This window comes from Vibrio owensii (assembly GCF_002021755.1).
GTDB classification, from domain to species: Bacteria; Pseudomonadota; Gammaproteobacteria; order Enterobacterales; family Vibrionaceae; genus Vibrio; species Vibrio owensii.
Genome location: NZ_CP019960.1, coordinates 395,832 through 410,558 on the forward strand (window position 1 = coordinate 395,832; position 14,727 = coordinate 410,558).

The 14,727-nt window shown below is 46.7% G+C and carries 9 protein-coding genes; 5 read left to right on the plus strand and 4 right to left on the minus strand.

The genetic code is table 11. The annotated features are described in order from the left end of the window. The first annotated feature begins 321 nt into the window (after nucleotides 1–321). A complete protein-coding gene (locus A9237_RS18315) occupies nucleotides 322–2,388 on the plus strand; it encodes an EAL domain-containing protein (protein ID WP_078610222.1) in 2,067 nt (688 codons plus the stop codon). 81 nt (nucleotides 2,389–2,469) lie between these two features. Here A9237_RS18315 and azu read toward each other — a convergent pair whose 3' ends face one another. Further along, a complete protein-coding gene (gene azu / locus A9237_RS18320) occupies nucleotides 2,470–2,922 on the minus strand; it encodes an azurin (protein ID WP_005441233.1) in 453 nt (150 codons plus the stop codon). Between the two features lie 611 nt (nucleotides 2,923–3,533). On the opposite strand from azu, the gene A9237_RS18325 reads away from it, so the two are divergent. The 3 genes from A9237_RS18325 to A9237_RS18335 all read left to right on the plus strand — a co-directional run bounded on the left by A9237_RS18325 (nucleotide 3,534) and on the right by A9237_RS18335 (nucleotide 10,009). Further along, a complete protein-coding gene (locus A9237_RS18325; protein WP_078608967.1) occupies nucleotides 3,534–7,157 on the plus strand; it encodes an Ig-like domain-containing protein in 3,624 nt (1,207 codons plus the stop codon). Nucleotides 7,158–7,388: 231 nt separating this feature from the next. Beyond that, the gene (locus A9237_RS18330) at nucleotides 7,389–8,618 is read left to right on the plus strand and encodes an NAD(P)/FAD-dependent oxidoreductase (RefSeq protein ID WP_078608969.1); all 1,230 of its coding nucleotides are present in this window, start codon (nucleotides 7,389–7,391) and stop codon (nucleotides 8,616–8,618) included. Nucleotides 8,619–8,701: 83 nt separating this feature from the next. Then, entirely contained in the window at nucleotides 8,702–10,009 is a 1,308-nt protein-coding gene (locus A9237_RS18335; protein WP_078608971.1) for a dicarboxylate/amino acid:cation symporter, read from the plus strand. Between the two features lie 50 nt (nucleotides 10,010–10,059). Here the strand turns inward: A9237_RS18335 and A9237_RS18340 are convergent, their stop codons facing one another. The 3 genes from A9237_RS18340 to norR form a co-directional block, all read right to left on the minus strand. Continuing rightward, the gene (locus A9237_RS18340; protein WP_020197157.1) at nucleotides 10,060–10,593 is read right to left on the minus strand and encodes a cytochrome b; all 534 of its coding nucleotides are present in this window, start codon (nucleotides 10,591–10,593) and stop codon (nucleotides 10,060–10,062) included. A gap of 156 nt (nucleotides 10,594–10,749) precedes the next feature. After that, nucleotides 10,750–11,397 carry an HAD family hydrolase gene (locus A9237_RS18345; RefSeq protein WP_078608973.1) on the minus strand — a complete coding sequence of 216 codons (648 nt, stop codon included), beginning with the start codon at nucleotides 11,395–11,397 and terminating at the stop codon, nucleotides 10,750–10,752. 97 nt (nucleotides 11,398–11,494) lie between these two features. Further along, on the minus strand, nucleotides 11,495–13,027 hold the full coding sequence (gene norR / locus A9237_RS18350; protein ID WP_078608975.1) for a nitric oxide reductase transcriptional regulator NorR: 1,533 nt from the start codon (nucleotides 13,025–13,027) through the stop codon (nucleotides 11,495–11,497). Between the two features lie 190 nt (nucleotides 13,028–13,217). Between norR and norV the strand changes: the two genes are divergently transcribed. Then, entirely contained in the window at nucleotides 13,218–14,720 is a 1,503-nt protein-coding gene (gene norV / locus A9237_RS18355) for an anaerobic nitric oxide reductase flavorubredoxin (RefSeq protein ID WP_078608977.1), read from the plus strand. Nucleotides 14,721–14,727: the final 7 nt, after the last annotated feature.

A 14,727-nucleotide genomic window follows, 5' to 3' on the forward strand; every position in this document is an offset into this window, starting at 1 on the left:
GTGCGCCTCCTTGCTTAAATAGCAGGCGAAATAACAAACGACGTTGACCCAAGAAACAACGCGTTTAACCAGACTAAAAGAGTACGAGGGTCCTAGCTTGTGCTCTTTTTGTTTGGATGATAACAACAAGTTGGCTATGGCTACCTTTGTTGAGTGACTATTCGCAACGTTGAACGATCAACGCTTTGTTACTCGAATGATACCGTCCTCGACGAGCATGTCGAAACTCTCCCTCATTGCGAAACAAACTAAACGGATTTAATTGCGGCGAACTTCCTGAACGGCTCTTTGAGTCGTACTTTGATGGATTTACTTAGCCAAATGAATAATCGATACATTAATCGGCTTTTTACTTTAATTTCTTCCAATTCATACATTAACGGTTTGTGTAATGTCCTCGTGATGTTATTGCCCGTGTCGCTCATTTCAGCATTTAGTACTTTGCTGAGTAACCTATTTATGATTGCTGGTTATGAGCAACTTGGCATCACGATTGGCACAGCAAGCGCGATCATTTGGAAGCTTTTCCCGATCTTACTGTTAGTGTATTTCTCGCAGTTTCTTTCTTCTTTGCTGAAAGTATCTCGTGTAAATGTCATCACGCCATCGCTGATGGTTTACTTTATCGTGTGTAACGAATGGGGTTTGCTGCAAGAAGGCACTGTCGTTCCGAGTAACTACCCACTGGCGATCCTTGTACCAACAGTGATCGCTTGGTCTGTGCGTGTGATGCAAAACCGAAAATGGTTCATGCGTTCAGAGTTGCCAAATGTGGTGGATCAGTCATACAACCTTGTGATGGCTACCGTTGTATTGGTGGTTGGATATTCTGCTCTTGGCTACGTGCTGGGCAAGGCGGTTTGCGCAGCGGATATCGCGAGTTTTCTGCTGCCAGAACTTGACCCGAACTCTTTGCTTGACGGCATTATCTATGAGTTTGTACGTAACCTGTTTTGGTCGATTGGCATCAATGGTCACATCATCTTTGCTCCTTACAAAGCAGAGTTGTATGAGACAACGCGTGTCGCGATAGAGAACCACGAAGCGCTTGGTACACCACTGCCAATTTTAACCACCAACTTCTATGACTTTTATGCGGGAATGGGTGGGGCAGGAAACACCATTTCTCTGGTGCTGTGTATGCTGTTTCTGACCAAGAATCGCAGTTACAAAGCATTGGCGGCGACGGCGTTAGTATTGAGCTTGTTCAACATCAACGAACCGATCATTTATGGCTTACCAATCATGTTCAACCCAGTCATGATTGTGCCGTTTCTGATTGCGCCGATTATCGGTCTTATTATTGCGTACATTGCTACAGTGATGGGTTTAGTTGCGCCGATAACAGAAATCATGAGCTGGATGACACCGCCATTAGCCAGTGGTTACATCGGTACAGGTTACACTTGGACGGGCGCGATATTACAGCTGATCATTATTCTGGTCGGTATCGTGATTTACTATCCGTTCTTTAAGCAGATGGACAAAATTGGCAGCTCAAACGCTTTGTTTGCGAAGTCAGTCTCTGACGATTTCTTCAACTATGAAGGGTTAGACAACGGTAAAGTCGCGGGGGCTTTCTTCCCGGAGATCACCAATAAGTTTGCTGCTCAGAAACGCATTAGCGATTTGAAGAAACACGGTGAGTTCGTCCTGTTTTACCAACCGCAAGTAAACGCTCGCACTGGTGAGATTCGTTCGCTTGAGGTGTTGATTCGCCATCGCTCTGAAACAGGTGACATCACGCCTCCGACGTTTCTAGAAGATTTTGCCAAAGTGGGCTTGATGAGTGAATTGGACCTGTGGGTGGTAGAAACAACGCTGCGAGAAGTAGCGCCGTTAGCGAATCGTCCAAGCTTTAAGGTGTCGATCAACCTGTCTCCAGAAACGTGTTTGGTGCCAGATTTCACAGAGAAAGTGTTGATGATGATTCACCAAAGCGCACTTTCTTACTCGCAAGTTGAGTTTGAAATTACCGAAGACATGTTGATTCAAGATGAGCATCGCACCCACCGTGTGTTGAGTGAGTTACGAGAAGCGGGAGTGAAGATCGCACTGGATGATTTTGGCTCCGGCTATTCGTCTATCGGCTACTTGTCGAAATACGATTTCGATAAGGTGAAAATCGACCGCTCTTTAGTGCTCAACCTTGATAACAAGAACGGAAGAGAGTTGTTCAGACTGACAGCTAAACTGGTGAAAATCACTGGGGCAGAAACCGTTGCGGAAGGCATCGAAACGAAGCGTGAGTTAGAGTTTATGGCCGAGCAGGGGATTGATTTGATTCAGGGCTTCTACTTCTATAAACCCATGCCGTTTGATGACATTACGAAACTTGAATACACCCAATCAGACGACAGTTCAGAGTACGATCATTTCGCGTTTTAACGTTTGAACTACAGATACAATTAAGGGAAGCCATCGTGCTTCCCTTTTCTTTTTCAGAGGCTTAAGTTCGAGCGTGAACGCTTATTTGAACTCAAACTTGCCCTGCATGATTGCCCAGTGACCAGGGAAAGAACAGAAGAACGAGTAGTCGCCCCCTGGAGTCATTTTCTCTGTGCTGAACGTGATGGAGGTGCTTTCACCGCCGCCGATCACTTTAGTGAAGGCATAAACACGGTCATCGTTAGGTTTCACGTAGTTGTTTTCAAGACCTGCTGACATGCCTTCTGTGCCGACTGCTTGTAGGTTAGCCGTGTCTGCAATGACTACGTTGTGACCCATTGACTGCGCTGGCATCTTACCTGTGTGGTTCAGCGTCAGTTTTACTTCTTTACACGTTGCTGGAACACTCAAAGTTTTGGTCGAAAACTGCATCATATCGTTTGCATCGATAGACACTTCACACTCTGCGCTCGCTTGTGCGCCAAAGCTCATTCCAACTAGTGCAAAGGTTGCTGCTACTAAACGTAAAGACATATAACACTCTCCATATTTTATTTTGGGCTGACTTGGATTCAAACCGATCCAATGCATCTCATTATCATCGAATATTCAATCTGAAACCGTGCTTCAATCCGGATATTGACGTTTTGTTGCAAAGTTATACTTATCGTTTTCACTGGATGATCATTCATATACCTTATTTTTCGCGCTTCAATTAAGAAGTGTGAAGACGATCTTGATAACCGCTTTAGGCGCTTCATTTATGTCTTAAGAACGCCCAAGTTTTGGTGCTTTTTTCGCTAACATGTAACTAAGTATTTCAAGTGTATTTATTCTGTAACTTATTGATTTTCAGATGCATAAAGGTGTGAAAAACACAAATTCCACTATTTGTAGAAACGGATAAATTGATTTGTTTTATCTTGCGCACACTTTCAGAAAATTGAACTAGAGTCCCAGATTTATGTTTGCTTATCGATTGCGTGCGAAATGTCGTCAAATTGACGTAAAAAGACGCTTTATTTTTGGCACTTTTACACCTGTAAGTTGAGTTACATTTAGTTACATCTGTCCGCTGCGGCGCGAAAAAAGTCCCCCTCTATAATGCTGTTCCTTTTTATTGTTGTTTGTATAAGTCCTTAATTATGAGAAAGAATACGCTAGCGATCATGCCAAGTGTTTTAGCACTGGCGATCGGTATGGGGTTGCCTGCTGCACACGCAGGAGTGATCACAGACGCAACTATCGTCGGCTCAGAAAGCCAGTGGTGGAACACTTACAAAGTGATCCTGACGAACGACGGTTCAAAGCCAGTTGAACTGCGTGATGCGAAAGTGACGTTTGATTCGAACCTATCAATGTCGACACCCTCTTGGTCTGCGACTGGCATCAGCTACCCGGGAATGAAGTTCACCAGCGACGCGCAAGGTAACGTGTTCAAGAACACACTTGCGCTCGCTTTTGATAGCGGTAGCTGGGTGAAATCTCAACTTCCGGCAGGTGAACGTATTGAGCTAACGCTAGGTGTGAGCGGCGTATTGGATCTGACACTTCTTCAAAATACCATTCGTCTGATCGCTGACGATGAGGGTGAAGTCGGCGAGCCAGAAATTTCTCTTCAATTGGCTTCGCCAGTGAACGGCGCTGAGTTTGAAGAAGGTCAAGCGGTTGCCATGCTAGCAAACGTAACGGCGACAAATACCAGCGTTAAAGCGGTGACTTTCTTTGTCGACAACAAACAAGTAGCTCGCGTAACACAAGCTCCATTCCAAGCGAGTTGGACTTCTGTTGGTGCAGGCGCTCACACGATCAAAGCTGTAGTGGAAGACACCTCAGGTCTTACACAGCAACAAGCGGTCAGCATTTCAGTAAAAGAGAAGCCAGTTGAGCCACCTGTGGAGCCAGAAGTGCATGAGCTGACGTTCGTCGCGCCTACACAAGGTCAAACATTGATGGTGGGTCAGGCAACGACGATTAAAGCGCGTGTTGATGGTGAATTGATCTCTAAACTAGAGTTTTGGGCAAATGACCGCAAGCTAGGTCAACGTAACATCGCTGCGGGTCAAACGACGTATTCTCAATCTTGGACGCCAAATGAAGTGGGCAATGCGACACTTAAAGTGGTGGTTCTCGATCAGAACAACCAGATGGTTGAACAACGCAGTATCGCTGTTGCTATTGAAGCAGCTCCAAGCTTTGTTAAGCCAGAAGTGAGCTTCTCTTCGCCTTCAAACGGTTCGAAGTTTGAGAAAGGCGAAGCGGTTTCGATTTCTGTTCGTGCAACGGATGCTGATGACGATTTGTCTCGCGTTATCGTGAAAGCAAACAACAAGCAAATCTGTGATTTCAACGCAGCAACCACAAACCAGTTCTCTTGTAACTGGACGGCGTCAGAAGTTGGTGCAGTTAAGCTAGAAGCGATTGCGACGGATGCTGAGAACCTAACGGCGACAGCAAGTGTAAACATCACAGTTGAAAAAGTAGAAACACCGACACCTCCGCCAACAGGTGGACTGTGTGCTGACTTTAATGTGTACCCAGACTGGACTCGTGGTGATCACGCGACAGGCGGTGACATTATGGTTCACAAGAACATTGCTTACTCAGCGGTTTACTGGACGCAATCTGTTCCTGGCAGCGATAGCTCATGGTCATTGCATCTAAACTGTGATGGTACTGAGCCGGGTACAGCGCCAGCGCTATCATTGCGTAACCCAATGGACCCAATACGTCTAGAAGTGGCAGGTTGGCCAAATACATTCGTAGTGGCGAGCCCATCAACTCAAGCGCCAAGCATGCTAACTATTGCAGCAAGCAGCAGTGATGCGATCACAGACCTAGAGCAACTGACACGTTCGTTTGTATCGGCTATCGAACAAGCAGAGAGCGCGGGTACAGCATCTATCGTGATTCAATCGGATGTTCTGGATCTCGCTACGCAAGACAAAGGTGCATCGTTTGGTGCCGTTGCGGTTAAACAAGCACTGACGAATGCCATTGATATCACGGGTAGCCGTATTGATATTGATGCGATCAACGCACTGAGCGATGATGTGAAAGGCTGGACGCATGCTTACAACTTGATCTTCACCACCTTTGCGCCACAAGCGACATTTGGTTGGTCACTAAGCATTGGTGAGTTTGCTTACGATACCCACTCTGGCCGTCAGTCTGTATGGGATGAAGCGTCCGTGTTCACGGCTGATCTACTTGATAGCTTCGAGCTTTTCAAAGCAGATGCTGCGAACAAAGCTGACTTTGTGGCGTTTACTAAATCAAACGCTACCGCTGCGCTAACTAGTGAGCAGTGGCACTACGCTCTTGAGTACGTAAAACAGGTAACAGATTACGTTGAAGCGCCTGCAATGCTAGCGAACATGCCGACAGAGCAAACCGCAGACTACTTCATGGGTAACACGCAAACCGAGCAGCAAATCCGTAAAGCGGCGTACAGCAACGTGTTTGCATTGATGTTTGATCAAGACTCTCAAGCCCTAACCAGCAAAATTGAGCTTTACCAAACGGCGAAAGTGCCACTGTACTACGTAGGTGAAGAGTTAGAGAAAGGTTCATTGACTCGCATTGAAGCGCTAAACCAAGAGTTAGCAAATGCTGAAAGTGTGATGGATAACGAAGCCTTCCTATACGAAACGCCACAATCTCAGTGGGTTCCGTCAACGGTTTACAAATGGAACGACTTCCTAGATGGCTTGAACGCAATGCACAACATTGGTGTAGCGGGCAACAAGTTCTGGTTGATGAACGATGAAGTTGATGACGCAACCAACATCAAATACGCGAAAGTCGCGATTGCTGCGTTCCTTGCGCAAAGTATGCAAGAGACCATCCGCTACAACGCGTGTGATGAAAACAACTGGTCTGAAGTGAAATATGGCGCGCCTGCGGATTACCCAATGACAGCAAGCTGTGGTCAATTGGGTCAGAAATACGCAGATTACGGCGTAAACCCAGTTTCTGGTTTAGATCATGCGTACTCTTGTCCTCGTGATGACAAAATGGAAGTCAGCGCTCTGACTCACGCGAAATGGTATGGCGCTCCAGCTCCAGTCTTTGCTGCACCTGATGCAGTACTTGAAGAGCGTGGTCTATTGGTGAACGGTGCAGCAGGTCGTTGGACAAACAACGGTCACTGTAACGATGTTCCAGAAAGCGTAGATACGTCTAAGCAAGTGTGGGAACGTGACGAATGTAAGACTTACGTGGGTCAGAAAGCAGGTAAGTTCATTTGGGACGGCAGCAGCCAAGAAAGCGTTGAAGGTTGTGGCTGGTGGGGGCGTGGTGTTATCCAAACCACAGGTCGTCAGAACTTCGGTACTCTTAACCACTACCTAGGTCGTTCGCACGTTGATCCATCAACCATTGGTAAGACGATTGATGGCGTAACGGTAGAAGCGCCACCGGCGAACCCACTTTATGCTGAGCTAGACTTCTGTTCTAACCCAGGCCTGATTTGTAGCTCGGAAGAGAACAAAGAGATCAAGTGGATCGCAGGTCTGTTCTATTGGGTAACGTCTGTACAGGCGTACAACGATGAAGGCGGTCAGTACGCGGATTGGAACTACCACAACGAGCTGAAGAAGTACGTAGATAGTGGTCTGCAAGGTTCACAATTTATCGATGACGTTTCAGGCATCGTTAACCGTGGCTGTCCGGATCTGACGTGTTCGACAGGTGATGTTCACAACGTGAAAGAGCGCCGCGAGAACTTCAAACTGGTACTACAAAAGTTAGGTCTTGATCCTCGCTAATCAAGACAAAGCAACATCGATGAAGCAAAGCCATCACTGAAAAGTGGTGGCTTTTTTGTTTTTAGCATTTGGCTCAGATGCTTAGTTTTCATTATTACAAATCCGTAATAGTTATTTTCTTTTTCAGCTTATTATCATTTATTTGCAACTCAATATAATGCCCGCCATTCCAAACGTATTTGCTGCGTTTTTGATTTTTATCTTTCGATGGATGGTTTCCGGGAGGGGAGTATGTCGAATTTTGTTGTTGTCGGTGGTGGTGCTGCGGGTCTAGAAATGGTCACGCGTTTAGCGAGCAGTTTTGCTGGCAAATCTGACCATACCGTTACTTTGGTTGAGCCATCTTCTCATCACTTATGGAAACCAAGACTGCATGAGATTGCGGCGGGCACGTTTGATAATGAGCTCGATTCGGTTGCGTTTCGTCTTCATGCTGTTTGTCACGGTTACCAATATGTTCAAGCTCGTATGTCAGGCTTAGACCGAGCAAATAAAACCATTACGGTGAGCGCCGAGTTCTCTCCAGAGCAAACATTGAAATACGATTACCTCGTTATTGCCGTTGGCGCGATCAGTAACGATTTCAAAATTCCGGGCGTAAGCGATCATTGCTTGTTCTTAGATTCGGCTTCTCAAGCAGAAAAAGCGTGGGAACAGATGAAGCAAATGCTGGCGAACGGCGGCTCACATCGTGTTTCTATCGTGGGTGCAGGTGCGACTGGGGTTGAGTTGGCGGCCGAGTGGGCGAAAGTCAGCAAGCAATTAAACCGCTATCAAGATGATACTCAACTTTCCATTACGCTTATCGAAGCGGCGGATCGTGTTTTACCTGCAAGTGCTGAGTGCATGTCTGCCAAGGTACTGAAGAAACTACAAAAGCAAGGCATTAATGTTCGCTTAAACACTAAAGTTCAGCGTGCAGAAGCAGACCGTATCGTGACGGAAAATGAAGTCATTCCTGCCGATCTACAAATATGGGCGGCAGGGATTCGATGTCCGGATTGGTTAGCGAATCTTGATGGTCTTGAAAGCAACCGCATTAACCAACTTAAAGTGCTGCCAACACTGCAAACCACTCTTGATGAAAGCGTGTTTGTTATTGGGGATAGTGCTGAATGCCCACAAGAAGATGGAAGCATCGTGCCACCACGAGCGCAAGCCGCCAACCAAGCCGCTGCACATTTGGCGAAGCAATTTAAACGCTTGGTGAAAGGCAAAGAGCTAAAGCCGTTTGTATTCAAAGACGGCGGGATGGTCGTTGCTCTTGGACATGACTACGCGGTTGGCGCATTGATGAATGATAAAGTCGTATTGCGTGGACGCTACGTTCGCCGCTTGTACGACACGATCTTTAGGCTGCATCAGCGCGTTATTTTCGGTTGGTTCCGTGTGTCGGCTTTGGTAGTGCTTAAACGCGTAAAAGGTTTATTGAACCCATATTACAAAGGCTCTTGGTCTTAATCCAAGTCGTGACTCTTTACTTCCATTTTTTCATTTTTATCGAGCGCCCAAATCATCAGGATTTGTGGCGCTAGGTGTTTTTTATGCGTCATTTGCAACTCTCTTTGCCCGTTCAACTTCTTATTTCTGCCCTATTTGCGTGGGGTGGGGCTCAAGCCATCCTTCTTTTAGTCGACCATGGGTTGGCAGACAAATCGCTTTTACTGTCGAGTGATTACTACCAAATTTTAATGTTGGGCAAAACGGTCTATCTCGGCTTACTGAAAATGGTGGTGGGCTTGATGGTGCTGTTTTCTCTTGTCGAAGGCATCACCAATATTGGCTCAACCGTTCGCCTTAAAGCTCTGGGTGGGCGAACACTGCTCTTCTACAGTTTCACCACCTTAATTGCCATTAGTTTAGGGCTTGGTGCGTCGTTAGCATTGCCTGCATGGGAGCCACTTAGCCAAAGCATTTCTGTGGGTAGTGATGTCCATTTGATTGACGAGCAAGGCGCTGGTGGTGCCGCGATACTCACTAACCTCGTCAAGATGGCGATGGTGAATCCGTTTGCAGCACTGGCGAATGGCAACTTACTGGCGATCGTGGTTTTCTCCTTTATGGCAGGCGTTGCGATTTTGCTTTCTGTTCCGTCAGGTCATCCGTTGCTAGCAGTGATTTCGGGGCTGAACAAAAGCGTCAACACCATGATTCGAGGCATCGTTAAACTGTCTCCGATTGCTATTTTTGCGATCGTGTTTGATATCACGCTGACTTCAAGTGGGAATCTGATTCAGCAACTCGCCTTGTTTGCGTTACTGGTGTTTGTACTCACAATGGTGCACGGGTTAGTCGTGTTACCAACGATTGCCAAGGTAATGACGGGGATTTCTCCTGTTGCGCTGTTTAAAGCGATTTCAGCACCATTAGCCATGGCGTTTGCAACGTCATCAAGTGCGGCAGCGCTGCCTTTAGCAAAGCAAAGTGCGGAAGATAATTTAGATGTCGCGCCAGAAGTCAGTAGCATGGTGCTGCCACTCGGCTCTGTAATGAACATGGATGGTACCGCGCTATTTGAAGGTGTCGCAGCGATTTTCCTAGCACAGCTGTTTGGTGTGGATTTGAGTACCACTGGATTGGTGATGATCTTCATCATGGCAATGGTTTCTTCCGTTGGTGCGCCGGGCATGCCTTCGGGCTCCATGTCGGGGATGCAGTTAGTGCTGCTGGCTGCGGGTATTCCGCTGGAAGCGATTGCGATTTTATTGGTGATAGAAAGACCGTTAGATACCTTCCGTACCGCTGTTAATGTGGAAGGGGATTTGATTGCGACGCTTGTGATCGACCGCTGGCAGAAGAAGCAGGCGGTAGAACCTCAATCGCTCGATTCTTCAGAGATGTTGATGAGCTAAAAGTAAAACGCACTCCCAATTGAGAGTGCGTTTTTGTATCTATGTGGATTCTATGAGCGACCAAGCATTCGAGAAATGGTGCCATCTTTGTCGACCACTTGGTGTTTGATGGCGCCAGCAACGTGGAGAACAAACACAGCAATCAGAATCTCAACTGCAGAGTGATGAATGGTTGAGCCAATCTCCTGAAGCCAAGGGGTTTCTGGGCCTTCAGCGATAATAACCCAACCGAAGATATCGACTGCTCGGCCACCACCTGCGCTCATTGCGATACCAGAGATAGGCATTGCCAAAGTAGCGAGCAGAAGGATACCGTGTACTGCTTTGGCCGCTTTATCTTGCCATGCAGGCATTTCTGAAGCGGGTGGCAGAGCGCCTTCTTTTAAGCGCCACACTAGACGGATAAGAGCGACAACTAAAATGATAGCGCCTAGTGATTTGTGGATGCCATACCACTCAAACTTTTCTGGACTGCGTGGCAAATCAACCATGTATAGACCAAGCGCGAATACACCGATAAAGGCAAGCCCCGTTATCCAGTGCAATGTAATGGTTTGCCAAGTTAATGGCTTCTTGTTGAGCATGAATTAATCCTCGTTTTATTTGTGGTTATACGAGCAATTATCCATCAATGTTGTGAATAGAACTACACGTCTCAGTGTAAAGTTGGGTAAATATTATCCACAAAAAACGCCCCGAAAGATGGAGCGTTTTTAGTCAGTTAGATGAGTGGGAACGGGTTATGCCTGTTTTAACTCAGCTAATGCGTGATGCAAGGAAGGAACAATCGCATGGCCAAAGGCACGAACTTCCTTGCAAGGTTCTACAAGGTCTGGGATTTGGAAAGTGACCATATTCGCCGCTACTGCAGAACGTACGCCATTGTTGGAATCTTCAAACGCGATACATTTGGTTGGATCTACGTTTAGACGACTTGCTGCAAGCAGGTAGATCTCTGGATCTGGTTTGCCGTGGGACACTTCACAGCCTGTCGTTAAGTTGTCGAAATACTTGCTTAGGCCCGCCAATTCTAACTTCTTCTGTGCCACTTCTTTTGCAGTTGAAGTAGCAACCGCAATAGGTAAGCCTTGTTCTTTCAACCATTCAAGCAGTTCAACCACACCGTCTTTTACCGGAATCGCTTGATGCTTCACGACCGCATCGTAGCGAGTACGCCATTCATTGTGCAGACGGTCTAAGTCATCACCGTAGGTCTTACGAAAAATCGCTTCAACGCCAGCGGCATTGCGGCCTATGATGGTTAAGTAAACCTCTTCGAAGAAAGGAAGATTTTGTGCTTCGCATGCCTCTTTGAAGATACGCATACAAACGCGTTCGGTGTCGAGGAGTAACCCATCCATGTCGAAAATAGCTGCTTGATAATTCATTACTTTATGACTTGTCGATTGAGATGGCGCATTTTGACACAAGCAACATCGATTTTCCTGCGGAATTCCACCATCTCACACGCTTTTTACCCAATCCCTATTTTATCCCTAGGCGTTTTGCTAATCGGTGCAAATTGCCGTTATCTATTTCAAGCTGACGTGCCGTTGCTGCCCAGTTGCCTTGGTTTTCTTCCAGAGCTCGAACAATCATCGCTTTTTGGAAGGCGTCAGTGGCTGGTTTCAATCCGCCTTCTGGTAGCTCAAGCCGAGAGTTTTGTTCCGTTTCTTCAGCGTTCTTGATGTTCTGATTCGGCGCTCGGATGTCAAAATCTTGCTCAACTAACTCAATGTCCATGGCGTGAGTGCGCGCTTTTGCCAAAACACCAGCACGTTTAATGACATGTTCAAGTTCCCGTACATTGCCTGGCCATGTATAGTCTTTAAGTGCCTGCACCAAAGTAGGAGACAAACGAATGCTGTTCAATCCCAATTTGCTTCTTAAGCGTTCGGCAAAAAAGCCTGCGAGTAATACCACATCGTCTTCACGTTCACGAAGAGGTGGAACATGAAGCGGGAAGACACTTAAACGATGGTACAAGTCGGCTCGGAAGCGACCAGCGGTCACTTCTTCATGCAATATACGGTTGGTGGCGGCGACAATGCGTGTGTTGACTCGAATATGGCGGTCATCACCCACACGTTGAATGTCACCGTATTGTAGGGCTCGAAGTAACTTAGCTTGCAGCTCTAACGACAGTTCGCCGACTTCATCTAAAAACAGTGTGCCACCATCGGCTTGTTCGAACTTACCCTTGCGATTGCTGATTGCACCTGTGAATGCGCCTTTGATATGGCCGAACAACTCGCTTTCCGCGACTGATTCCGGCAGCGCCGCACAGTTGAGGTAAACCAAAGTATTGCTAGAGCGGCTAGAACGATGGTGAATAGCGCTGGCAACCAACTCTTTACCTACGCCCGTTTCTCCCATTACTAGCACAGACAATTCCGTATCGGCGACTGCATCAATCTGCTCTTGAAGATTCTTCATGCCCTGAGAGTTACCAATGATTTCATTACTTAAGGTGCGTTTCTCAGCGTAAGAGTCACGTGGCAGACTCGCTTGTGTCTCTAGTTGTTCTAGCAGGAGTGCAGTGTGCAAGCCACCTGCTGCCAATGCGCTGACAAAACGTAATTCTTGGTTGCGTAGCCCATCAAATTGGTTGGGGTCGAAGGCGTCAATCGTAATGGCACCAATCAGTTGATCGTCGATCAGCAAAGGTAAACCAATGCAGGAATGGACATGCAGTTTGTCATCGTGGTTTGGAATCAAGCCGTCGTATGGATCAGGTAAGTCGCTGTCAGAGGGAAAGCGCACGATATCGCCTGCTCGGGCAATGGCTTCTAATCTTGGGTGCTGCTCAATGGAGAAACGGCGTCCAAGCACTTCTTTCGCCAATCCATTGATTGCTAAAGGTTTAAAGTGCTGGTCTTCATACAAAAGAAGGGCAGAAGAGTCACACTTCAATACATCTCGAATCGTGGTTAATAACGTATCGAAGCGAGCCTGTTGAGTGAGCGCCGAGTTAAGGTCTTGCGTGATGTGTAGCCATTGCGCGATTAAAGAAGTCATAGCCAATACCGATTGTGTCAATATGACTATTGTAGTGTCTTAATGACAATTTTCAACTGTGTCTCAATGACACTTGCTAAAGTTGACTTTTAATTAAGTTGTTGAAATTTATAGTAATTAAAAGTTGGCACGCCCGGTGCAATACAAGAAGAAATTATTTTTGTTTATCCCGTCATTCAAGGTAGTAATTATGACAATTCACGTAAAAAACAACATTCACTGGGTAGGTCAACGCGATTGGGAAGTTCAAGACTTCCACGGTACAGAATACAAAATGACAAAAGGTACCAGCTACAACAGTTATCTAATTCGTGAAGAGAAAACCGTATTGATTGATACGGTCGATCATCGATTCAGTCAACAATTCATCCAAAATTTAGAGATGGAAATCGACCTTAAGTCTATCGACTTTATCGTAGTAAACCATGCAGAAGAAGATCACTCAGGCGCATTGTCGGCATTGATGGAGAAGATTCCGAACACGCCAATTTACTGTACAGAAGCGGCGATTGATTCGATTGTGGGTCATCACCACCATCCTGAGTGGAACTTCAAAACCGTAAAAACGGGCGATAGCATTGATATTGGTAACGGTAAGCAATTGGTGTTCGTGGAAGCGCCGATGCTGCATTGGCCAGACAGCATGATGACTTACCTAACTGGCGATGCAGTGCTATTCAGTAATGACGCATTTGGCCAGCACTACTGCGATGAACGCTTATTCAATGATGAAGTGGATCAAAATGAGTTGATGGAACAGTGTTTGCGTTACTACTCAAACATCTTAACGCCATTCAGCAGCTTGGTAACCGCTAAAATCAAAGAAGTGCTGAGCTTCAATTTGCCTGTCGACATGATCGCCACGTCACACGGTATTGTATGGCGCGATAATCCGGTTCAAATCATCGAGCAATACTTAGCATGGGCAGACAATTATCAAGAAGATCGCATTACGATTTTCTACGATTCAATGTCAAACAACACTCGAATGATGGCCGATGCAATCGCGCAAGGCATTCACGATGTCGATCCTGGCGTGGCGGTCAAAGTCTTTAATGTCTCTAAGCATGATAAGAATGAAATTCTCGCCAACGTATTCCGCTCAAAAGGCATCTTGGTTGGTTCTTCTACCATGAATAACGTCATGATGCCGAAGATCGCAGGCATGCTAGAAGAAATTACCGGTCTGCGCTTTAAGGCGAAGAAAGCCGCTGCGTTCGGTAGCTACGGTTGGAACGGTGGTGCGGTGGATCGTATCCATGCTCGATTGACTGACGCAGGCTTTGAAACCGCGGTGAGTTTGAAAACTAAATGGCGACCAGATGGTAAAGCGATGCGTGAATGTCGCGAACATGGTCAAAACATCGCGAAATTGTGGGCAAAGCATGACCTGACAAGTCCTGTTATTTCTCCGGCGATTGCGGCGTCTGCACCACAAGTTCAATCACAACCCGCTGCGCCAGTGACAACACAAGCGGCAGTAGATGCTGCTTCTAGCAACCCTAGTACTGAGGCGCATCCTGCAGATTGTCAATGCATGGTTTGCACCGTTTGTAATTGGGTATACGACCCAGCTAAAGGCGAGCCTAATCAAGGCGTTGTACCGGGTACGGCATGGTCTGAAGTGCCAGATTACTTCTTGTGCCCAGAATGCCACTTGGGTAAAGACGTCTTTGTCGAATACAACGGGTAAGGGGGCG